This is a genomic window from Actinoplanes palleronii (assembly GCF_016862315.1).
GTDB classification, from domain to species: domain Bacteria; phylum Actinomycetota; class Actinomycetes; order Mycobacteriales; family Micromonosporaceae; genus Actinoplanes; species Actinoplanes palleronii.
Genome location: NZ_BOMS01000009.1, coordinates 275,302 through 295,744, shown reverse-complemented (window position 1 = coordinate 295,744; position 20,443 = coordinate 275,302). Strand labels below are relative to the sequence as shown.

Genomic DNA, 20,443 nt, shown 5'->3' with positions numbered 1-20,443 from the left:
CGGCGGGTACCGGATCCGGTACCCGCCGCCCTGCCGTTACGCAGCCGGTCAGCTCGCGTACCGGGCCCAGTCCACATGCGCTGTCACCTGGCTCGGCGTCTGGTGGTTCGGGGCCGGGATGGCGCCCTCGGGTCCCGGTTCCATTTGCACGTACAGGAACATCGGAACCGTCGGAATGGTCACCGGCTCGGAAAACGTCCGGGTGTCGAGGATGACCAGGCCATTCAGCGAGATGGTGACGAAATCAGCCCGCCACTCGATCGAGTAGGTGTTCCAGGTGGTGAAGTCCCCGGTCATCGCAGCGCCGTCGACGGGACCGGCCCCGACGCCGCGCACCACCGGGTACATGACCCTTCGCTCGCCGTCGTCGAGGCGCGCCAGCGTCAAGAAGCCCCAGCCCGCGGTCTCCTCAGGGACATCCGGATACAACCCCATGACCGGGGCGTACCCGGGGCCGACGTCGAACTTGGCCCGGATCTCCCACACGCCGTAGGTACGCACTACTCCACGTTCCAGGCACCAGCAGACGGCGCCCGCGACGTTGCCCCTGCCGCTCGGGTTCCGGCCCATGCCATTGATCTGCAATTCGCCACCGTTGACGCGCACCATGCCCGGCGACCAGGACGAACCGTTCTCCCGCTGCGTCTGATTGGCGGCCCACTGCTGCGGCGCCAACGCCGTACCGGAGAAGTTCTCTGTGGCGGTGAAGGAAGGAGCGGCGGTGACGGAAGTGTCGGCGGTGCGATCCGACGGCCGGAACATGGTGGCGGCGCCGAGCGTGATGGCCAGCGCGGTACCCAACGCGACGGTGACCATGACGCGGCGCCGGCCCCAACGGTGACCCTTGCCGGGAACGGACCCGACGGCCATCGGGATCACGGACCGCGATCCGCCGCTGCTGGGCGAGCCGGCACCGGCGCCAGCAGGCTCCGGCTCGGTCACCGGCCACGCACCCGACACCTCGTACCGCGTCGCCGGTGCGGCCGCGACCGGCTGCCGGTCGCCGCGCAGGACCGTCTCGTAGAGCGCCATCAGTTGCGGGCTCGGATCGGTGCCGTAGCCGTCGGCGAGCCGTTGTTGGTGCAGCCGGCACCTCTCCAGTGCCTCTGTCGGGCGGCCGGCGACGACCAGCGCTCGCACCAATGCCACGACCAGCGACTCCACGAGGGGGTTCGTGTCGACCAGCGTGGTGAGCGGCGCCAGCACCGCGGTTGCGTTGCCGACGGCCACTTCTGCCTCGGCCCACTCCGCTCTGGCTGTCAGCAGTTCCCCGGTCAGATGCTCGCGGGTGCTCGTCGCCCACGCCCCGTTCACCCCGGTCAACGGGTTGCCACGGTGCAGCACCACACTCTGCCGCAGTAAGGCAACACGAGTCTGCGGGGTGCACGACAGCGCCCTGGCCTGAACGACCAGGTCACGAAAGCGGAACAGGTCGACCTGATCGCTTCTGGTCGTCAACCGGTAGCCACCCGAATGGTTGACCACCGTCACCGACGGGTCGCTGAAGGCCTGTTCGAGCATGCGCCGGATCCGAGTGATGTAGGTGCCGAGCGTCTTCGCAGCCTGCCTCGGCGGGTCTTCGCCCCACACCCGGTCGATCAGGGTCGCGACCGGCACCACCCGCCCCGCGTCGACTGCCAGCGCCGCCAGCACCGCCAGGCATCGGGGTTCGCCCGTGAGAACGGAATCGTCGTGTGTGCGGACCTCGACCGGTCCGAGCAGCCGCAGTTCACCCACCGCGCCACCTCCCCCGTCGACCGACCACCGCCCGGCCCGGATGCTTCGGCAGACTCTATATCAACTCCACATAGGTCAATTTGGGGCACCGGAGCCGCCGTCGGAACCGTCTCGTAACTGCCGCCGTTGATCATGCTGGCACCGGGTCAGCCGGCCGGAGACATCGATGCCGACGCCGAGCCCGGTGATCGTCACCGCCGGTCAGGCAGGGGTGGCGGCTCGCCGTGCAGCTCGATGTAGGCGGCCCACTGGCGGACCAACGCTCTGGCTTCGGCACGCGGCAGGGGAGCGGTGCGCCGCCGCTGGCCCTCGACGTCGAGCGGGGCGAGCACGTAGGCGACCACCGGCCAGCGGTTGGTCACGATTCGCCAGGGGAGCACCACGATCGTGGCGAGCAGGGCGGCGATCCAGGACAGCGTCTCGACGGTCTCGTTCTCGCGCATGCCGAACGGGTCGTACTCGTGCAGGGCGGCCCGGCGGGTCGGACGCCAGGCGAGGCGCTGCCGGCCGACCCGCCACTGCATCCACTCGCCGCCCCGCGGCCGTGTCATCACCAGCACACCTCATGCTCCTCCCCGGGCGCAAGCTCCGCCTTGTTCTGACGGTCTCGCTCCCGAAGGAGGTCGAAGTCGGCGCGGAGGCCGGGCGTAGCGACCCCGGAAACCCCCTGTGGCTTCTGCGCGCTGTGCGCCGCCTGGTTCGCTTCTTCCACCCCAAGGGGTACGGCGTGAAGGTTCCGCCGTGACTCCCGGCGATACCGGCGCTCAACGCGCTCCGCGCCGGCCGTCCGCATGTGGACACGCGGTGCCGGTCGTCTTCTGGGCCGCGAGCTCTGAGCGGGACGGGTCCTCAACGAGTTGCCCCAGCTGGCGTTCTACCTGCTGTTGCTGACCACCGTGCTGACCGTCGTGGGTGGGGACGTCACCTCGCCGGCCGGCTGGGTCCTGGTCGTGGTGGCGGTGTTCTGCCTGGCCGGCCTCGCGGTGATGTTCGCTCGCGGCCTGCAGGCCCGTCCGGTCGTCCGGGACTTCCTGCGGGCGGCCGGTCTGGCGGCCCCGGACCGGCGCTGGCCCTGGGCGCGGATCATGCTGACCCCGTTCCTGCGCCGGCGCGGCGACGTCGAGCACATCCGGAACCTCGACTACGGACCCGGCGGCCGCCGCCAGCAGCTCGACCTCTATCGCCATCGGTCCGGTCCGGCCGGCGCGCCGATGCTCGTCCACTTCCACGGTGGCCACTACGCGACCGGTCATAAGGACAGCCAGTCCCTGCCACTGCTCTACCAACTGGCCGCGCGCGGCTGGGTGTGCATCAGCGCGAACTACCGCCTCAAGCCGGAGTTCGGGTTCCACGACCATCTCAGCGACGCCAAACGGGTGATCGCCTGGGCGCGCGAGCACGGCCCGGAGTACGGCGGCGACCCGGCCACCGTGGTGGTCGCCGGCAGTTCGGCGGGCGCGCACCTGACCGCGCTGTGTGCGCTCACCCCCGGTGATCCGCGGTTCCAGCCGGGCTTCGAGCAGGCCGACACCAGCGTGACCGCCGCCGTCTGCCTGGGCGGCTATCTCGGTGCGCTGGACCAGGATCTGGACGTGCCGACCTCTCCGGATGACTACCTGCGCCCGGACGCGCCACCGTTTCTGATCGTGCACGGCGGCAACGACCTGGCGATCCCGGCCGACACCGCCCGGGGTTTCGCCGAGCGTCTGGGCGCGGCCTCCGCGAACCCGGTCCACGTCCTCGAACTGCCCTACGGCCAGCACACTTTCGACCTGTTCCATTCGCCGCGCTTCGAAGCGGTGATCGACGCTGTTACCGCCTTCGGCGCCGCGGTCTCTCCCAAGGAACGTCCAACCGGGAAGAAAGCTTGATCGCTGAAGTTGAGCGCCATGGCGCGCCGTATGGGTGCGTGGTTGACGTCCTCACCATGCATTGGGGCTGGCGGGATCACTGACGCCTGGCCAGTCCGGGGGCGTCTCGGCAGCTCCGGGCGTACAGAAGGGGCTGTTTGCGTTGTTGCCGCCGGAAGGCGCGTTCTGATCTGGAGCTCAGCATTCTCGCGGCCTTGACCGGGCGGTTCGGCGGGGTCGGTAGAGGGTGGCCGGACTGGGGGCGGCGCCCGGTGTGGGCCGCTGTTAGGCTCCGCCGCAACGTTGTCCCAGAGATATCCACAGGGGGTCGATATGTCAGGCTGGCCCGGCATATTGGACCCGGACGGCGCCAGGGAGCATCTGGCGGCGTGGAAGGGGAACATCGATCGGCTGGCTGTGGACACCCAGACGATGAGCGATCGTCTCCAGGAACTGCGGGTGACGGTCACCGACACCAACCGGATGGTCGAGGTCACCGTGGACTCCTCCGGCAGCCTGGTCGACCTGTCGCTGGGAGAGCGCACCCAGCGGGTCGCGCCCGAGGTCGTCGCCCGCACGATCATGGCGACGATCAGGGAGGCCAAGGGACAGCTCGCTGAGAAGTCGAAGGAGATCATCGCGGACACGCTCGGCACCGAGTCGGTGGCAGCGCGGGAAATCGCCGATCGGGTCGAGCAGCAGCTGACCCCGCCCGACCCGGCGGTCGGCGACCCCGGCACGTCGCCACACCGGTGGTGATCGGTCGTGGCTGACGGGATAGCGGTCGAGATCGAGCAGATCCGGGCCCACGCGGCCAACATCGAAGCGCTGCGTGGCCGGTTCGCCGCGGTCAAGGGGGCCAGCGCGCAGATCGCCGGCGACAGCGCCGCCTACGGGCTGCTGTGCGGGTGGATCGCGGGGATTCTGGAGGGCCGGCACACCCGGCAGGACGAATTGATCGCGTTCGTGGAGGAGAACCTGTCGTTGGTCGCCGACGGGCTGCACAAGACTGCGGACAGCTACGAGGCGGCCGAGTCCGAGAACAACGACTCGATGATCTCGATCCACGGTCGGCTCGACGGGTGAGCCCGCGATGACCGACATCTCGCTGGTCGCCGGCGTCGAGTCGTCCCGGCAGGCGTGGACCGGGGCGTCGCTGGCCGACGGTTTCCAGGGACTGGTCGACTCGATCCGCGGCGGAAGCTGGATCGACGGCGTGCTGGCCGGGGCCGGGCTCGGTATCGACGTCGCGGCGAGCGTGATGGACCCGTTCAGCGCCTTGCTGTCGAACGGCCTCGGCTGGGCGCTGGAGTACTTCGAGCCGCTGCGCCACATGCTCGACGAACTCACCGGCATGCCGGACCTGGTCGCCTCGCACGCGGCGACCTGGATGAACATGGCGTCCGCACTCCAGGGCATGGCGAACGACCTGCAAGCACGACTGGGCGCGGATGTGCCCGGCTGGCAGGGACAGGCCGCCGACGCGTATCAGGCGTTGATGGTCAACAACGTGGATGCGATCAGCGGGCTGGCCGGCACCTCCGCGGCGATGTCGGCGGCCACCGAGGCGGCCGGGAATCTGGTGTCGTTCGTCCGGGACCTGGTCCGAGACCTGATCTCCGACCTGGTCGCCCGGGTGATCGTGTGGGCGGTGGAGGCGATCTTCGTGGTCACCCTGCCGGTGATCGCCGCGCAGATCGCCGCGGCGGTCGTCAAGTGGGCCGGGCGGATCCTGAGCTACACCAGCGCTCTGATCACCAGCCTGACCAACCTGACGAAGCTGCTCAACGGTTAACCGCGGACGATGGCGAAACCCAGGACCCACCCGCACGCCGGCGGTTCGTCTCACCCGTCGGGCGGGGGAACGCCGGAGACCGAGAACGGCGGCGGCACCTCCCGGCCCCGGTACAGCACCACGGTGTCCGCGCCGGAGCACGTGTCCGCGGGCCAGGACACCATCGAGGGCAGTGCGAACGGCGGCCGGCCGAACATCGGTGGCACCCCGGCCCCGAGCGGGAGCACCGGCGGGACGGACTCGTCCACCGGACGTCCCAAGATCGACGATTCCGAGCTGGCGCACGACGCGATCCACGGTGACGTGTCGACCGATCCCGGTGAGGCGGTGTTCTGGTCGGGCCGGACGCAGACCGGCTCCGACCCGGACACCTTCGAGTACGCCGGGCCGGACACGGCGATGCAGATGGCCCGGGATCGCGACATGACCACCCTTGAGGGCCTCATCGAGGAGCGCAAGCTTCAGATGCCGGACTGGGACAAGGACGATCCGGCGATCGTCGAATCGTGGACCCGGATCTCCGAGCGTTACGCTGCCGGGGTCAGTGGTGAGGTGCACGTGATCCTCGGTGAGCAGGTTCGTCCCGGCGCCGTCTGGGAGACCGAGTTCGAGACCCTCATGAAGAATCCGAACATCTCGAGCATCACCGCGATCGATCTCACGACCGGCAGGGAAGAAAACCTGTACAGCCGCGGGCCTCAGGCACCTAGCAGAAGTGGTTCTCGATGACTGAGATGCACGACCAGCAGGCGATGGTGGGCCTCGCCCTGGAGCACGCGCAGCGGGGCGAGCACGCTGAGGCCTACGACCTGCTGCGGCGTGCCGCCGAGGCCGGCTCGGCGGAGGCGATGTTCGTCACCGGCGTGCTGCTCTCCGACTCAGGCCACCGTGATGAGGCCCGGCAGTGGTTCTCCGCTGCGGCCCAGCACGGCGAGAACCGCGCCATGTTCAACCTGGGTGTGCTGGAGGCCGAGGCCGGAAACGCCGAGGCGTCGGAGAGCTGGTACCGCCGGGCCGCCGAGGCGGGGAACGCGGACGCCGCGTTCAACCTCGGCAACGACGCGCTGCGTGACGGTGACCGGGTGGAGGCGCGGCGTCTTCTGCAGCAGGCGGCCGAGGCCGGCCAGCAGGGTGCGGTCACCAACCTGGCGAATCTGCTGGTCGAGGAAGGCGACCTGGACGCCGCCTCGCTCTGGTTGGACCGCGCGGCGGAGGCCGGCGATGTGACGGCGATGTTCAACCTCGCTCTGGTGGCCGGTCGTCGAGGTGACACCGGCAAGGCCACCGACTGGCTGTGGAAGGCGGCGGGCGCCGGGTACGTGCCGGCCATGACCCGCCTGGCCCGGGTGGACCTGGCCGCCGGCCGGGCGACGCAGGCCGAGTACTGGTTCCAGAAGGCCGCCGAGGCGGGCGATCCCGGTGCGGCCTTCGACCTGGGCATCTCGCAGGCGGAACGCGGCGACTACGCGGCGGCGGAGACGTCGATGCGGACGGCCGCTGAGCACGGCGACACCCGGGCGATGAACAATCTGGGTGTGCTGTCCGAGGGCCGCAAGGACCCCGCTGGGGCGCAGGAGTGGTATCGCAAGGCCGCTGCGCTCGGCGACCAGGACGCGACCAGGAACCTCGCCCGGCTCACCCGCGGAAAGGCCTGATCACGGGTGACGGAGCAGAACGCTGATCGCGGTTCCGTGACAATCACGCAGGTCGGCACGTCTCGCGGCGGGGTGCGGCTGTCGATCGACGGCCGGGACGCCACCGTGCCTGGCGAGATCATTCCGCTCGGGGTGGGGCGGGCCGACTTCGTGACCTACCTGAACAGCACCCGGTGGACCGATGACGGCAGCCGGTTGCCGGCCGACCTGCTCGCGCAGGTCAGGGTGTTCCTGCTGGGGCGCGACTACCTGGTCGAGTGACCGCCGCCGCTCCTCCGACATTGACATCTGTCTGTGCTGAGCCTAGCTTCGTCGTAACTTACTCGGTTCTAGGTTTTGTCGGGTGTTCCGGCCAGGCGAGGAGAGTTGATGAAGGTTCGTTCCCGAGCGGGGGCCGTTGCCGTGGTGGTGGCGGCCGCCGTTGCGCTGACGGCAGGAGTGAGCCTGCCCGCCTCGGCCGCGGTCGCCGGGCCGGTTGCCGGGCTGGCGGGCAAGTGCCTCGACGTGGCCGCGGGCGGCACCGCCAACGGCACCAAGATTCAGTTGTACGACTGCAACGGCACCGCCGCCCAGCAGTGGAACGTCGCCGACGACGGGACGATCCGTGCCCTCGGCAAGTGCCTCGACGTCAGTGGCGGCGTCAACGCCAACGGCACCAAGGTGCAGCTGTGGGACTGCCTCGGCAACGGCCACCAGCAGTGGCGGTACGACACCACGACGAAGGGTCTGATGAACCCGGAGACCGGGCGTTGCCTGGACGCGGCCGGGCAGTCCAGCGCCAACGGCACGCAGATCCAGGTCTGGGCCTGCAACTCCCAGACCAACCAGGACTGGGTGCTGCCGGGCGGCACCCCTGGCGGCTGCACGCGGTCGGTCGGCGCCGGCGAGCACCAGATCCCGGTGACGCTGGCGGGCCGGCAATACCAGGTCACCGTCTACGTTCCCGCCGGCACCTCGCCGGCCACGAGGCTGCCGATGGTCCTCGACCTGCACGGCACGCAGATGACCGGGAGCCAGCAACTGCAGTACAGCGTGATCAAGCCGGCCGCCGACGCCGGCAAGTTCCTGGTCGTGGCGCCCACCGGCGACATTCCCGCGGCCAGCGGTTTCGCCTGGAACGTTCCCGGTGTCGGCACCGTCCCGGCCGGTGCGCGCGACGACGTCGCCTTCCTCGACCAGGTCATCACCACCGCCACCGCGGTGCTGTGTGCCGACCCGAGCCGGGTCTACGGCACCGGCTACTCCGGCGGCGGCCGGATGATGTCGGCGTTCGCCTGCCAGCGTGCCGACCGCGTCGCCGCCATCGCCCCGGTCGCCGGGCTGCGTGCCGGCCGGCCCGACCCGCAGGACACCTCGCGTCCCGACCCGCAGTCGTGCGCGCCGGTGCGGCCGATGCCGGTGATCGCCTTCCACGGCGAGCAGGACGCCACCAATCCGTACCAGGGCGGCGGCACGGAGTTGTGGCGTTACTCGGTTCCGGTTGCGCAGCGGCGCTGGGCTCAGATCAACGGCTGCACCACCGGACCGACGGTCACCGCGATCAGCGCGCACGTCGTGAAAACCGTCTACAGCGGTTGCACCGCGGGGGCGGACGTCGTGCTCTACGCGGTGGCGAACGGCGGCCACACCTGGCCGGACACGTCCGTCGACAACGGCAACGGCACGGTCACCCACGAGATCAGCGCCGACACCCTCATGTGGGAGTTCTTCCAACGGTTCCGCCTGCCCACGGCCTGACCGCATTCGAGAGCAAGGACAGCGAGGTTCGGGCAGGCACGATGGAGCCGGTCAAGTCACCACGCATCGCCCCCTACCTGCCGCCCGAGCGCACCACCGTGGCCGGGCCGCCGTCCCCGGCGGCGCCGTTCGCCTGGCCGCGGATCTCCGACTACTGGCCCGACGACGCCGGTCGCCGTCGCCCGCCGGACGGCGACGAGCGGGTGTCCGATGCCGCCGGCCGGCCGCGTTCGTTCCGGACCCGGCCGGCCGGCGACACGGTGCGTAGCCCGCTGGCCCTGACCGTCGTCGCCGTGACGATGCTCCTTGCGGCCGGGTTCGCCCTGGTCCGGCTGGTGCAGCCGAATACCGGCAGGTCAGCCCCGTGGCCCGGCGCCGCCGCGCTGCCCCGGGAGTCACCCGGACCGGCGGCCGTGACCACGCTCGTCGCGAGCGCCACGGCCAACGCCGGCCCGTCCGTGACCGCGACCAGCACCCACCCGTCCAGGAGGGGCACACGTCCGACCGTGGTCACCACCGCCCCGCCGGGTCCCCGGACCGGGCCCATCGTCGGTGTGGGTGGCAACTGCGTCGACGTCCCGGGTGGCGTCACCGCCAACGGCACACCCGTACAAATGTGGGGTTGCCATGAATCGCCCCAGCAGCGATGGACCATCGGTGCCGACGGCACGATCCGGGCGCTCGGCAAGTGCCTCGACGTGACCGATCAGGGCACGGCGAACGGTACGCCGATCCAGCTGTGGGACTGCAACGGCTCCGGCGGCCAGGCGTGGGTGATCGAGTCCGGCTCTCACCTGCGCAACCCGCAGTCAGGCCGGTACCTCGACGTACCCGGCGGCAGACGCGCCAACGGAACCGGTCTGCAGATCTATGACGGCAACACCAACGCGTGGCAGGTCTGGCGCCTACCCACCTGATCACTCGATCCGGAAGCTCTCAGCCGCGGGCACTCCCGGCCGATACGGGACGGTATGGCCGCTGACCGGAAGATGGACCCCGCGGGCCGGGACAGCGTGCTGGCCGCCACCCTGGCGCAGTATCCCGGCGCGTTCATCGGGGCGATCGACGCGGCCGGGCTCTTCACGACGTTGCCGGAGGAACTGGCCGCTGCCGGCCTGCGGCCGATCGAGGGCCCGTCCTCCGCGCTCGGCCTGGTGATCGGCGAGGACCACCGGATCGCCGTCGACACCTGGCACCGGCTGATCGCCGAGGGCGTGGCCAACAACCTGGTCCGGCCGATCGCCGCGCCGGACCGGCAGGTCCGGTTGCACCTCATCGACATGACCCACCGGCTCGGCGTGCACGTCTGCGTCCTCAGCGGCATGGAGGACCACCGGGCGGGCCTCTCCCTGCCCTCCGACCAGGTCCGGCCACGTCTGGTCACGATGTACAAGGATCCGACCGCGGTCATCACGGAGGCCGGCCCGGAGGTGGTGCCGCTGCTCGGCTGGTCGGCCGGCGTTCGCTGGACCTGGTTCATCCCGAGGACCACGACCGGGCGATCGCCGGCTGGATGGAGTTGCTGAACACGCCGCCGGGTGCGGCACGCCGGATCAGGCTGCGGCACCTGCACCGCGACGGGCACCCCGTGTGGTTCGAGATCACCAACCACAACCATCTCACCGACCCGGACCGCCCCGGCGTGATCGCCGAGATGCTCGACATCTCCGACGAGATGGCCGCCCAGGAGGCAGTCCGTGTCGGTGAGCAGCTGATGCGCCGGCTCACCGAGACGCTGCCCCAGGCGATCCTGCAGATCGACACCGAGCGCCGGATCGTCTATCGCAACGAACGCGCCGCCCGCCGGATGGGCGTGCGGGCCGGCGAGGTGTTCGGCGGGGCGCGGTTCGACACGGTCGCGCCGGCCGATCGTACGTCCGTCGACGATGCCGTCGTCGCGGTGCTCGGTTCCGGCGACGACATCGACCTCGAGTACGGCCACCGCGAGCCGGGCAGGGGCGCGCGCCGGATCCGGGCGAACCTGCGGGCGCTCACCGACGAGGCCGGTGCGGTGACCGGCGCGATCATCTGCCTCGCCGATGTCACCGAGGAGGTCCGCCTGCGCGAGGAACTGCGGCACCGGGCCACCTTCGACGCGCTGACCGGGTGCCTGAACCGGAGCGCGACGCTGGCCGAACTGCAAGACGCGGTGACCGGAGCGGACCGGACTTCCGGCACGGCGGTGATCTTCCTCGATCTCAACGGCTTCAAGCAGGTCAACGACCGGTACGGGCACGCGACCGGCGACCGTCTGCTGGCCGACGTGGCGACCCGGCTGCGCCTGGCGATCTCCTCCGCGGGCGTGGTCGGCCGGCTGGGCGGCGACGAGTTCGTGGTCATCTGCCGCGACGTCCCCGACGCCGGCCGGGCCGAGCGGATCGGCACCGACCTGCTCGCGGCGCTGCGGGCCGGTGGCGTCGAGGCCGGCGGGCTGCTGCTGCGGCCCGAGGCCAGCGTGGGCGTCGCCTGGTCGCCGGACGGTGGGACGGAGGACCTCATCGCCCGGGCCGACGCCGCGATGTATCAGGCGAAGCGGACCCGGAACGGCCCGTACGCCTTGGCGATGGCCCGGTGACAAGTCACCGGGACGACGCCCGCAGGACGAGCGTCGCGTCCGGGAGTTGCCTGCTCAACGGTTGCCCGTCGGCGATGTGCGACAGCAGGGTCGTGGTGCAGGTGCGTCCGTAGCCGACGATGTCGCGCCGCAGGACGGTCACCGCCGGCCGGACGGTGCGGCAGAGCACGGAGTCCTCCCCGGCGATGATCGAGAGTTGCCCGGGGACGTCCAGGCCCATCTCCCGGGCCACGCTCAGGGCGGCCACGGCCATCAGGTCGTTGTCGAAGACGACGGCGGTCGGGCGCTCCCGGGCGCTGAGCAGCCGGCGGGTGGCGCGCGCGCCCGCGGAGCCGGTGTAGTCGGCGGCCACGGTCGTCCAGGTCAGCCCGGCGGCCTCGGCGGCCACCGCGATCGCCGTGGTGCGGCGCTGGGTGTGCAGCAACGACTCCGGGCCGCTGACCCGGGCGAAGCGGCGGTGCCCACGGTCGCGCAGGTGGCCGACGAGCTGCGTGGCGGCGGGGGCCTCGTCGGACCACACGTAGCTGAAGGCCGGATAGGCGGCCTCCGGCGGTGCCATGACCACCACCGGCAGGTCCAGGGTGGACAGCACCGGCAGCCGGGGGTCGTCGACCCGGTGGTCGAAGAGCAGGACGCCGTCGACCCGGCGCTCCGCGTCCCAGCCCTGGTAGATGGCCACTTCCTGGTCGGCGGTGTCCGCGAACTGCAGGGCCAGGCCGTAACCCTCGGCGGCCAGGGTGGCCTGGATACCACTGATCAGCTCCCGCCGGAAGACCTCGGCGCTCAGCTCCGGGGTGGGCCGGCGCATCACCAGGCCGATGGCGTGGGCGGCTGCGCCGTGGATGGCCCGGGCGGAGATGCTGGCGGTGAAACCGAGATCCAGAGCGATCTGTTTGATCCGGGCCCGCAGCTCGTCCGACACGCCGGGGCGGTCGTTGAGCGCGTACGAGACGGCCACGCGGGACACACCGGCGCGCTGGGCGATATCGGTCATCGTGGCCGGCCGGACCATGCCTCTCCCCGGATCTGCACCCTGTTTCCGCCGGCGTGCGCCGTCAGCGCCTCATCGTAACCACCGGCAGGCGGTCATCCGGCCGGCGGCGGCGCGGTGCTGCCGCGCGGGACGAGGCAGGCGGTCATCCGGCCGGCGGCGGTGCGGTGCTGCCGCGCGGGACGAGGTGCGCGGGCTCGGCCGGGCCGGTGGTGATCGGCTGGCCGGCCAGCAGGCCCAGCAGCCGGCGGGCGGCCTGGGCGCCGTAGGCACCGATGTCGTGGGCGAGCGCGGTCAGCGTGGGGTGCACGAGCGCACAGATCGGCGAGTCGTCCCAGGCGATCACGGACAGATCCATGGGTACGGCGAGGCCCAGCTCCTGCGCCACGGCCAGCCCGGCGACCGCCATGATGTCGTTGTCGTAGATCAGGGCGGTGGGCCGTCGCGCGGTGGCGAGCAGCTCGCGGGTGGCGTCGGCGCCGCTCGCGGCGGTGTAGTCGGTCCACCGCAGCATGGTCTCGGTGAGCCCGCGCTCGGCGCAGATCCGCTCGAACGCCGCGGTGCGGACCGCGGTGTGCGCGAGCTCGCGCAGCCCGGCGATCCGGGCGATCCGCCGGTGGCCGAGGGCGGCGAGGTATGCCACGGCCTCGGTCATCGGCCGGGCGTCGTCGGACCAGACGCTGGGTGGTGACCCGCCGGGGACGGGTGGCCCGATCACGACCGCCGGCAGGGCGAGCCCGGTGACCAGGGCCGGTCGCCCGTCGTCGACACGGGTGTCGCAGATGAGCACGCCGTCGACCCGGCGGTCGCCGGCCCACTGCTGGTAGAGGGCGGTTTCCGCGCGCTCGTCGGCGACCATCTGCAGCAGCAGCGTGAACCCGTGGGCGGACAGCTCGGCCTCCAGGCCACCGACCAGCTCCATGAAGAACGGCTCGACCGCGAGGGTCTGCGCCGGTCGCCGCAGGGCGAGCCCGACGACCCGGGACGGCCCGCCGGCCAGGGCACGCGCGGAGCTGTTCGCCCGGAAGCCCGCCTCCTCGGCGATGGCGAGGATCCGCTGCCGGGTCGGTTCCGCGACGCCGGGGCGGCCGTTCACCGCGTACGAAACCTGGCTCTTGGACACGCCGGCCAGGCGGGCGATGTCCGCGATCGTGGCTCTCTTCACGCTCGGTGGGGTCGCTTTCGCTCGTCCTGGATCGCGGGTCGCGGCGACCCAGGACGAGCGTATCGGAGCGTGGTCAGGCCGGGAGGTGCCAGACCTGCCAGGCGTTGGTGTTGGTGTCCCAGATCTGCAGGCGGGTGCCGTTGGCGGTGCTGCCGCCGGGGACGTCGAGGTCGCGGCCGGACTGCGGGTTACGCAGGTGGCCGCTGCTCTGCGCGACCCACTGCTGGGCGCCGGAGCCGTTGCAGTCCCAGAGCTGGATCAGGCTGCCGTTGGCGGTGCCCTGCCCGGTGACGTCGAGGCACTTGCCCAGGGACCGGAGCGTGCCGTCGGTGCCGACCGTCCACTGTTGCGCGGTGGAGCCGTTGCAGTCGTAGAGCTGGACGGCGGTGCCGTTGGCGGTGCCCGCGGCGGCGACGTCGACGCACTTGCCGCCGATGCCGGTGATCGCACCGGTTCTGGTGCCGGTGGGCGGCGTCGTCGGCTGGTTGCCGGTGGGGATGTGGACCTCGCCCTGGTTGAGCGTGCGGGCGTCGTAGTAGCCGGCCTGGATCGAGGCGTTGGAGTTGTAGTCCGGCATCGTCAGCCAGTCCATCCAGACGCTCCAGAAGACCCACTTGGGCTGGCTGTTCATCTGGCTGGGCTGGGGCACGCTGCCGACCTCGGCCAGCGCCATCGGCTTGCTGCTGCCGGCGATGGCCGCCAGCGCGTTGTACCAGTCGGTGGACGGGAACTTGCCCACCCAGACGTCCAGCGCGACGACGTCGACGTACGCGTCACCCGGGTAGTAGCTCCGGACGCTCGACGCGCCGCCCGCGACGTCCTTCGGCGCCCACACGTAGATGAGGTTGTTCAGGTTCTTGGACTCCAGGTAGTCGTGGGTGACCTGGAACAGCTTGGCGCTGCCGGCGGCGGCGTTCGCGTTGCCGCCCCACCAGGCCCAGCCCTCGTTCAGCTCGTGCAGCGGCCGGAACATCACCGGGATGCCGGCGTCCTTGAGCTGCTGGAAGTACGGGACGAACTGGTCCAGCTTCGCCTTGTAGGCGTTGTTCAGCGAGGTGCCGCTCGTGACGACCTGCGTCCACTCTGCGGCGGACAGCTTGCTGCCCTTCACCGGATTCGAGCCGCCCTCGAAGTCGCACGTCGCCACATCGGGCCGGCACGCGTGCATGGTGATCGAGCTGATCGTGCCGTTGGCCCATTCGGTCTTGACCTGGTTGATCATCGTCTGGCGGCTGCTGATGTCGTTCTGGCTGAACCCGAAGTCACCGCCGAACAGCCCGGGGTACTGCCCGGTGATGTCGTGCACCTTGGTGACCCACTGGGCCGGGTTGCCGGTGGAACCACCCTGCTGGCCGGAGAGGGTGTTCTTGCCGGTGAGGCTCTTGAGGTAGGTGATCACATCGGCCCGGGTGACGCCGGTCGGTGCGGGCGGCGTCGCGGCGGAGGCGGTGCCCTGGCCGACGGTGAACCCGGCGCCCAGGACCGCGGCCGCGCCGGCGGCTATCAGGGCGAACACTCTTCGGTGCTTCGACATCGTGGAAATGCCTTTCGAACGGGGATGGTGGGGGAGGGCGCGTAAGCGAGGCCTCGGATCCGACGCTTGAGTGGCGTCTCGGTGGGGCGCCCGGATGGATCGTCACGGGATGGTGATCGATCGCTGACTCGCCATAGTCTGTGCAGCTCAGCAGTGATGTAGTAGGCGAGAAGAGCGTGCGCTGCCATTGGCATCGATCATTGTTGTGCTTAACTCGCTTGTAACTTACTCGGTTCTGACCCGGCGCTGTCAAGCCTTACGGTAAATAAGGTTGTCGATGGCGGGGCTGGTCCTGGACGTCAGCCCGCTACGAACACCTCGAAGGCGCCGGCGCGAAACTGGACAGCCTTGTCACCGTGAAATTCCGACCGAGTCGGTTCAGGCCTTCGCCACGTTCTCTTCGAGGCGGTGCAGCTGTGCGAGCGTGGTGGCCTGCTCGGCCGGGGTCAGGCCGGCGACGGTGAGGCGTTCCAGCTCGGCCCAGATCTGCTCGATGCGGGGGCGGACGCTGTTGCCGGCCGCGGTCGGCTCGACCAGCGTGGCCCGGCCGTCGGCGGGATCGGGCACCCGGCGCACGTAGCCGGCCCGTTCGAGGCGCTGGATCTTGCGGGTGGTGCCTGCCGAGTCGCCGAAGCCGAGCTCGTCGGCGATCCCCGTCAGCCGCATCGGCCCGCGGTCCCACAGCAGGAACAGGATCATCTCCTGGCCCGGGTTCAGTCCGACCTCGCGGAGCAACCGGCCGGCCAGCAGGGAATGGCTCCGGGCCAGCCGGAAGATCGTGTGGCTGATCGGTCCGGCGGCCGCCGCCCGCGGTGCCTCGCTCATGCCGCCACTTTACCTGCCTTGGACAAGTGATGCCGCTCACGAGTGCTGGCAGGTACCCGTCGCGGCGAGCGAGTATCTAGCTGTCTACGACAGGTAAATTGACGGAGGCTAGTCATGAGCACTGCATTCGAGCCGATCCGTGTCGGTCGCTTCACCGCCCGCAACCGGGTGGTCATGGCCCCGATGACCCGCAGCCGGGCGTACGGGGACGGCGCCAGCCCCACCGCGCTGATGGCGACCTACTACGGCCAGCGGGCCGGTGCCGGCCTCATCATCACCGAGGGCATTCAGCCGTCCGCCGTCGGCCAGGGCTACGTGACCACGCCCGGCCTGCACAGCGCCGAGCAGGTAGCGGCCTGGCGGCAGGTCACCGCGGCCGTCCACGAGCGCGGCGGCCTGATCTTCGCCCAGCTCATGCACACCGGCCGGATCGGCCACCCCGACCTCTACGCGACGGACGGCACCCTCGTGCCGGTCGGCGCGTCGGCGGTCCGGGCGGCCGGCCAGGCGTACACGCCACAGGGGCCGCGCGACTTCGTGACCCCCGAGCCCTTGGACGCGGCGGGCATCGCCCGGACGATCGCCGACTACACCGCGGCCGCGAGCAACGCGATCGCGGCCGGGTTCGACGGCGTCGAGCTGCACGGGGCCAACGGCTACCTGCTGCACCAGTTCCTGTCGACGAACGCCAACCAGCGCGACGACGAGTGGGGCGCGACGGTCACCGGGCGCATCCGGCTCACCGTCGAGGTCGCCCGCTCGGTGGCCACGGCGATCGGGGCCGACCGCCTCGGCCTGCGGATCTCCCCGTCCAACCCGTTCAACGACATCGTCGAGGACGACCACCGGGCGACCTACCGGGCGCTGGTCGACGAGCTCAACCCGCTCGGCCTGGCCTACCTGCACATCGGCGAAGGGCCGGACACCGAGTTCACCGCCGAGCTGCGTGCGCGGTGGACCGGCACACTGATCCTCAACCCGTACACCCCGGAGGCCTTCACCGGGCCGGAGGCGCTCAAGCTGATCGAGGCCGGGGCCACCGATCTCGTCTCCTACGGCGCCCTCTTCCTGGCCAACCCCGACCTCGTCGAGCGCCTGCGAACCGGCGGCCCGTTCAACACCCCGGACTACACCAAGGCGTACGGCGGGGACCACGAGGGCTACACGGACTACCCGGCGTTGGTCGAATAGCTGTCGGCGGCAGCGAAAGCGTTGCGCGTAGGCCGGTCGGCCCTCACGGGATCAGGCCGAACTCCTTCAACAGCTGGCCGATCTCGTTGGTGCCCACCCGGCGCTGGTAGACGGCCCGGCCCAGCGGACCGCCCGGCACCGTGAACTCGCGGCCGTCGCGGAGCAGCTTGGTGGCGGCGAGCAGGGTACGCACGTCATAGGTGGAGTTGAACACCTCGGGCACACCCCGCTCGATGCCGAGCAATTGGTAGACGGCCTCCATCGGGGTGCGCACCGAGTATTCGACGGTGAAGATCGTGTCCCGGCCGGTCTCGGCGAACTGACCGATGAACGCGAAGTTGACCGAGCCCGCCGGCACCACGTCGGGCCGGTCACCGGTCGCGCGGGGCATGAAGAACGAGGTCACGTACGGCATCATGCTCGGCACGGTCCGCGCGCCGGTCGCGGCCAGCTCGTCGATCTGCTCGACCGGTACGCCCAGGTGGTAGAGCCACTCCTTGGTGATCTCCTCGCCGGTGCACTCCTGCATCGTCTTCTTCACGTAGTCGCCGGGAACGTCGGCGAAGAGCGCGTAGATCCAGGCCACGATCTCGGTCGGCTTCTGCGCCTTGAAATGCGGTTGCCGGTTGACCGTCCAGCTCAGCAGCCAGCTGGAGTCGCGGACGCTGACGATGCCGCCGGTGACCACCTTGCCGCTGAACGGATCGCGCTTGGCGATCTTCTCGATGTACGCGGGAATGCGCGCGTCGATCGTGGTGACCGTCGCCGACTCCCACTTCGTCTGCGGGATGTGCGCACCGAACACGTCCGGCCGGCCGAACGACGGGTCCTTGGCGGCGATCCGGCGCCACAGGTCCCACGCCGGTGCCGGGCCGTCGTTCAGCCGGGCCGGGGTGTGGTGGTCGCCGTTGTCGGAGTTCTCGGTGAGCGAGCCGATCGTCAGGAACAGCAGGTCGTCGGGGCCCAGATCGGTGCCGCCCGGTGCGCCGTCGCGGATCCAGTGCAGCCGCGTCGCCTGCTTGCGGTCCGCGGTGATGTCGAAGTCGACGTCGGTGATCTCGGTGCTGAAGTGGAACACCACGCCCTGCTCGAGCAGCCAGGTGTAGAGCGGCAGGGTCAGCGACTCGTACTGGTTGTACTTGGTGAACTTCAACGCGGTGAAATCGGGCAGGCCACCGATGTGGTGGATGAAGCGGTGCAGGTACAGCTTCATCTCCAGGGCGCCGTGCCACTCCTCGAAGGCGAACATGGTCCGCCAGTACAGCCAGAAGTTGCTGCTCAGGAAGTCCGGGCCGAAGACCTCGTCGATCCGTTTGCCCGCCATCTCCTCGCGGGTGGCGAGGAAGACCTTGATGATCTCTTTCTGCGCCGTGGCGCTGAGCCCGAACAGGCCGTCGGTGCGGGCGTCCTGCCCGCGGTTGACCGTGGCCCGCTGCAGCGAGTAGTTCGGATCGTCCTTGTTCAGCCAGTAGAATTCGTCGAGCACCGACGCGCCCTCGACCTCGAGTGAGGGGATCGAGCGGAACAGGTCCCAGAGGCACTCGTAGTGGTCCTCCATCTCGCGGCCGCCGCGGATCACGAATCCCCGGGCCGGTTCCTTGATGCCGTCGAGGGCGCCGCCCGGCAGCGTGAGCCGCTCCAGGATGGTGATCTTGTTGCCGGGCATCTGCCCGTCCCGGATCAGGAATGCCGCACCGGCCAGCGAGGACAGCCCCGCGCCGACGAACCAGGCCGTCTTGTCGTCCACCCCGGCCGGTTTGCGCGGCCGGGCGAACGCCTCGTAGTTCCCGCTGCTGTGATACATGATCTTCTCCCTCAGAGGGTGTGGAATCCGCGGACTACCTGAGCGACCTGGGCGCGCAGCTCCTCGACCGGGTCGGAACCCGGATGCACTCCGGTCCACGGCTCGACCAGCAGCAGGTTGAGGATCGCGAAGACCGTGCGCGCCGCCCGGGTGGCTTCCGGGCCACCACCGAGCAGGTTCGCGATCCGCTCCTCCAGGTCCCCGACGAGCGCGAGCCCTTCGGCCCGGTATCGCTCGCCGGGCGGCCCGAACAGCAGTTCGCGCTGATAGACGGCGGATCCGCGGGAATCCCGGGCGCGGGTCAGCACCGGTTCGACCTGGGCGATCACCGCCGGGCCGGGATCGGACTCGCGCGCCGCGGCCTGGGCGCCGATCGCGATCGCCGTGCGCAACTGTTCGTTGTGCACCATCAGGAACAACTCGCCCTTGGATGCCGCGTAGCGGAAGAGCGTGCCGGCCGCGATGTCCGCGCGCTCGGAGATCTGCTGAGTGGTTACCCCCTCGAACCCGTGCGCGGCGAACAGCTCCGCCGCGGCCCGCAGGATGCGCTCCCGCTTCTCCCGCATGTTCCGGGCTCGCCGCCCGGTCGCCTCGTCATCCACCGCGGTCCTCCCAATGAGTTCGCTCATTAATGAGGCTAATCATTTTATGGGCCGGGTCACGGGCCGAAAGGCCTGGTCCTTGCGAACATTTTCGGGCCGGCGTGGTTTCTTGCACCGGGTTTGACGGGGGCCAGAGGTTGCCTTGAGGTGACCCGCCGATCTGGTGGGGCATGAACGCCACCGCACTCGCCACCGCCCCCGCCGCCCGCCAGACCGGTGTCGAGCTGACCGTGGTCGTGCCGTTCTACAACCCCGGACCGGCGCTGCGCCCCACCGTCGAGCGCCTGGTCGGCTGCCTGCGTCAGGCCGGCGTCGCGTTCGAGGTCATCGCGGTCTCCGACGGTTCCACCGACGGCTCGGCGGCCACCCTCACCGGCCTGGCCGAGGTCACCGTCATCGACAACCCGATCAACCAGGGCAAGGGCGCCGCCCTGCACCAGGGCTTCGCCGCCGCCACCGGCGCCTGGATCGGGTTCGTCGACGCCGACGGCGACATCGACCCCCAGCACCTGGTCGACTACCTCATGATCGCCCGCGCCGGCGGCCACGCGGTCGTCTACGCCGACAAGCGCCACACCGACTCGGTCAGCGCCGCCACCCGCCTGCGCAAGCTCATCTCGATCAGCTACTCGACCCTGGTCACCACGATGTTCGGCCTCGGCGTCCGCGACACCCAGACCGGCTGCAAGATCATCCGCCGGGACGTGCTCACCGCGGTCCTGCCCCGGCTGCGCGAGCGCCGCTTCGCCTTCGACCTCGAGTTGTTCGTCGCCGCGAAGGAAGCCGGCATCACCGACCTGCACGCCGCCCCGGTCCGTCTCGAAGCCCGGACCGCCGGCTCGACCGTCAGCACCGCCAGCATCACCCGCACCATCCGCGACACCTTCACCATCTACGGCCGCCGCCGCGACAACCACTACGCCACCTACGCCCTCGCCTCCTGACGGCCAGGACATCGGCCCGTCGCGAAGCTCACCGAGCC

Annotated in this window: 22 protein-coding genes; 13 read left to right on the top strand and 9 right to left on the bottom strand. The window is 70.4% G+C overall.

Going from position 1 to position 20,443, the window contains the following annotated elements; genetic code table 11:
• Positions 1-48: 48 nt before the first annotated feature.
• Together Apa02nite_RS03155 and Apa02nite_RS03150 are read right to left on the bottom strand one after the other, a co-directional pair.
• Positions 49-1,737, bottom strand: coding sequence for a BTAD domain-containing putative transcriptional regulator (locus Apa02nite_RS03155; RefSeq protein ID WP_203823735.1), 1,689 nt, complete (start codon positions 1,735-1,737; stop codon positions 49-51).
• Positions 1,738-1,928: 191 nt separating this feature from the next.
• Positions 1,929-2,288 carry a hypothetical protein gene (locus Apa02nite_RS03150; RefSeq protein WP_203823734.1) on the bottom strand — a complete coding sequence of 120 codons (360 nt, stop codon included), beginning with the start codon at positions 2,286-2,288 and terminating at the stop codon, positions 1,929-1,931.
• Between the two features lie 306 nt (positions 2,289-2,594).
• On the opposite strand from Apa02nite_RS03150, the gene Apa02nite_RS03145 reads away from it, so the two are divergent.
• The 4 genes from Apa02nite_RS03145 (at position 2,595) to Apa02nite_RS03130 (ending at position 5,382) form a co-directional block, all read left to right on the top strand.
• Positions 2,595-3,608: an alpha/beta hydrolase gene (locus tag Apa02nite_RS03145; protein WP_203823733.1), complete on the top strand. Its 1,014-nt coding sequence runs from the start codon at positions 2,595-2,597 to the stop codon at positions 3,606-3,608.
• Between the two features lie 312 nt (positions 3,609-3,920).
• Positions 3,921-4,346: a YbaB/EbfC family nucleoid-associated protein gene (locus Apa02nite_RS03140; protein ID WP_344572744.1), complete on the top strand. Its 426-nt coding sequence runs from the start codon at positions 3,921-3,923 to the stop codon at positions 4,344-4,346.
• A gap of 6 nt (positions 4,347-4,352) precedes the next feature.
• Positions 4,353-4,673, top strand: a complete 321-nt coding sequence (locus Apa02nite_RS03135; protein WP_203823731.1) for a type VII secretion target — start codon at positions 4,353-4,355, stop codon at positions 4,671-4,673.
• 7 nt (positions 4,674-4,680) lie between these two features.
• Complete coding sequence (locus Apa02nite_RS03130) at positions 4,681-5,382, top strand: WXG100 family type VII secretion target (protein ID WP_203823730.1); 702 nt, start codon at positions 4,681-4,683, stop codon at positions 5,380-5,382.
• A gap of 50 nt (positions 5,383-5,432) precedes the next feature.
• On the opposite strand, the gene Apa02nite_RS03125 is transcribed toward Apa02nite_RS03130, so the two are convergent.
• Positions 5,433-5,630 carry a hypothetical protein gene (locus tag Apa02nite_RS03125; protein ID WP_203823729.1) on the bottom strand — a complete coding sequence of 66 codons (198 nt, stop codon included), beginning with the start codon at positions 5,628-5,630 and terminating at the stop codon, positions 5,433-5,435.
• A 55-nt stretch (positions 5,631-5,685) separates the two neighbouring features.
• Between Apa02nite_RS03125 and Apa02nite_RS03120 the strand changes: the two genes are divergently transcribed.
• The 7 genes from Apa02nite_RS03120 (at position 5,686) to Apa02nite_RS03090 (ending at position 11,349) form a co-directional block, all read left to right on the top strand.
• On the top strand, positions 5,686-6,111 hold the full coding sequence (locus tag Apa02nite_RS03120; RefSeq protein WP_203823728.1) for a hypothetical protein: 426 nt from the start codon (positions 5,686-5,688) through the stop codon (positions 6,109-6,111).
• A complete protein-coding gene (locus tag Apa02nite_RS03115) occupies positions 6,108-7,037 on the top strand; it encodes a tetratricopeptide repeat protein (RefSeq protein WP_203823727.1) in 930 nt (309 codons plus the stop codon). The genes Apa02nite_RS03120 and Apa02nite_RS03115 overlap by 4 nt, the downstream gene beginning before the upstream one ends.
• A 36-nt stretch (positions 7,038-7,073) precedes the next feature.
• A complete protein-coding gene (locus Apa02nite_RS03110; RefSeq protein ID WP_203823726.1) occupies positions 7,074-7,298 on the top strand; it encodes a hypothetical protein in 225 nt (74 codons plus the stop codon).
• Between the two features lie 108 nt (positions 7,299-7,406).
• A complete protein-coding gene (locus Apa02nite_RS03105; RefSeq protein ID WP_203823725.1) occupies positions 7,407-8,774 on the top strand; it encodes a ricin-type beta-trefoil lectin domain protein in 1,368 nt (455 codons plus the stop codon).
• Between the two features lie 41 nt (positions 8,775-8,815).
• Positions 8,816-9,691, top strand: coding sequence for a ricin-type beta-trefoil lectin domain protein (locus tag Apa02nite_RS03100; RefSeq protein ID WP_203823724.1), 876 nt, complete (start codon positions 8,816-8,818; stop codon positions 9,689-9,691).
• A gap of 54 nt (positions 9,692-9,745) precedes the next feature.
• Positions 9,746-10,300 (top strand): hypothetical protein, encoded by a 555-nt coding sequence (locus Apa02nite_RS03095; protein WP_203823723.1) that lies wholly within the window; start codon positions 9,746-9,748, stop codon positions 10,298-10,300.
• Entirely contained in the window at positions 10,222-11,349 is a 1,128-nt protein-coding gene (locus Apa02nite_RS03090; protein WP_307871927.1) for a diguanylate cyclase domain-containing protein, read from the top strand. Before Apa02nite_RS03095 ends, Apa02nite_RS03090 begins: the two co-directional genes overlap by 79 nt.
• A 4-nt stretch (positions 11,350-11,353) precedes the next feature.
• Here the strand turns inward: Apa02nite_RS03090 and Apa02nite_RS03085 are convergent, their stop codons facing one another.
• The 4 genes from Apa02nite_RS03085 to Apa02nite_RS03070 form a co-directional block, all read right to left on the bottom strand.
• Positions 11,354-12,343: a LacI family DNA-binding transcriptional regulator gene (locus Apa02nite_RS03085; RefSeq protein WP_239164080.1), complete on the bottom strand. Its 990-nt coding sequence runs from the start codon at positions 12,341-12,343 to the stop codon at positions 11,354-11,356.
• 142 nt (positions 12,344-12,485) lie between these two features.
• Entirely contained in the window at positions 12,486-13,505 is a 1,020-nt protein-coding gene (locus Apa02nite_RS03080; RefSeq protein ID WP_203823720.1) for a LacI family DNA-binding transcriptional regulator, read from the bottom strand.
• A 73-nt stretch (positions 13,506-13,578) separates the two neighbouring features.
• Positions 13,579-15,021: a glycosyl hydrolase gene (locus tag Apa02nite_RS50845; RefSeq protein ID WP_239164079.1), complete on the bottom strand. Its 1,443-nt coding sequence runs from the start codon at positions 15,019-15,021 to the stop codon at positions 13,579-13,581.
• Positions 15,022-15,417: 396 nt separating this feature from the next.
• On the bottom strand, positions 15,418-15,864 hold the full coding sequence (locus tag Apa02nite_RS03070) for a MarR family winged helix-turn-helix transcriptional regulator (protein ID WP_203823719.1): 447 nt from the start codon (positions 15,862-15,864) through the stop codon (positions 15,418-15,420).
• Between the two features lie 114 nt (positions 15,865-15,978).
• Here Apa02nite_RS03070 and Apa02nite_RS03065 point away from each other — a divergent pair, with 114 nt between their 5' ends.
• Positions 15,979-17,055, top strand: a complete 1,077-nt coding sequence (locus Apa02nite_RS03065) for an alkene reductase (RefSeq protein WP_203823718.1) — start codon at positions 15,979-15,981, stop codon at positions 17,053-17,055.
• Positions 17,056-17,098: 43 nt separating this feature from the next.
• Here the strand turns inward: Apa02nite_RS03065 and Apa02nite_RS03060 are convergent, their stop codons facing one another.
• Together Apa02nite_RS03060 and Apa02nite_RS03055 are read right to left on the bottom strand one after the other, a co-directional pair.
• Complete coding sequence (locus tag Apa02nite_RS03060; protein WP_203823717.1) at positions 17,099-18,859, bottom strand: oleate hydratase; 1,761 nt, start codon at positions 18,857-18,859, stop codon at positions 17,099-17,101.
• Between the two features lie 11 nt (positions 18,860-18,870).
• The gene (locus Apa02nite_RS03055) at positions 18,871-19,461 is read right to left on the bottom strand and encodes a TetR/AcrR family transcriptional regulator (RefSeq protein WP_203823716.1); all 591 of its coding nucleotides are present in this window, start codon (positions 19,459-19,461) and stop codon (positions 18,871-18,873) included.
• A gap of 170 nt (positions 19,462-19,631) precedes the next feature.
• Between Apa02nite_RS03055 and Apa02nite_RS03050 the strand changes: the two genes are divergently transcribed.
• The gene (locus Apa02nite_RS03050; protein WP_203823715.1) at positions 19,632-20,405 is read left to right on the top strand and encodes a glycosyltransferase family 2 protein; all 774 of its coding nucleotides are present in this window, start codon (positions 19,632-19,634) and stop codon (positions 20,403-20,405) included.
• The last annotated feature ends 38 nt before the right edge of the window (positions 20,406-20,443 follow it).

Coding starts and splice junctions, on each gene's coding strand:
- Apa02nite_RS03150 (WP_203823734.1), bottom strand. CDS start 2,288: ATGACACGGCCGCGGGGCGGCGAGTGGATGCAGTGGCGGGTCGGCCGG.
- Apa02nite_RS03140 (WP_344572744.1), top strand. CDS start 3,921: ATGTCAGGCTGGCCCGGCATATTGGACCCGGACGGCGCCAGGGAGCAT.
- Apa02nite_RS03130 (WP_203823730.1), top strand. CDS start 4,681: ATGACCGACATCTCGCTGGTCGCCGGCGTCGAGTCGTCCCGGCAGGCG.
- Apa02nite_RS03115 (WP_203823727.1), top strand. CDS start 6,108: ATGACTGAGATGCACGACCAGCAGGCGATGGTGGGCCTCGCCCTGGAG.
- Apa02nite_RS03105 (WP_203823725.1), top strand. CDS start 7,407: ATGAAGGTTCGTTCCCGAGCGGGGGCCGTTGCCGTGGTGGTGGCGGCC.
- Apa02nite_RS03100 (WP_203823724.1), top strand. CDS start 8,816: ATGGAGCCGGTCAAGTCACCACGCATCGCCCCCTACCTGCCGCCCGAG.
- Apa02nite_RS03095 (WP_203823723.1), top strand. CDS start 9,746: ATGGCCGCTGACCGGAAGATGGACCCCGCGGGCCGGGACAGCGTGCTG.
- Apa02nite_RS03085 (WP_239164080.1), bottom strand. CDS start 12,343: ATGACCGATATCGCCCAGCGCGCCGGTGTGTCCCGCGTGGCCGTCTCG.
- Apa02nite_RS03070 (WP_203823719.1), bottom strand. CDS start 15,864: ATGAGCGAGGCACCGCGGGCGGCGGCCGCCGGACCGATCAGCCACACG.
- Apa02nite_RS03065 (WP_203823718.1), top strand. CDS start 15,979: ATGAGCACTGCATTCGAGCCGATCCGTGTCGGTCGCTTCACCGCCCGC.
- Apa02nite_RS03060 (WP_203823717.1), bottom strand. CDS start 18,859: ATGTATCACAGCAGCGGGAACTACGAGGCGTTCGCCCGGCCGCGCAAA.
- Apa02nite_RS03050 (WP_203823715.1), top strand. CDS start 19,632: ATGAACGCCACCGCACTCGCCACCGCCCCCGCCGCCCGCCAGACCGGT.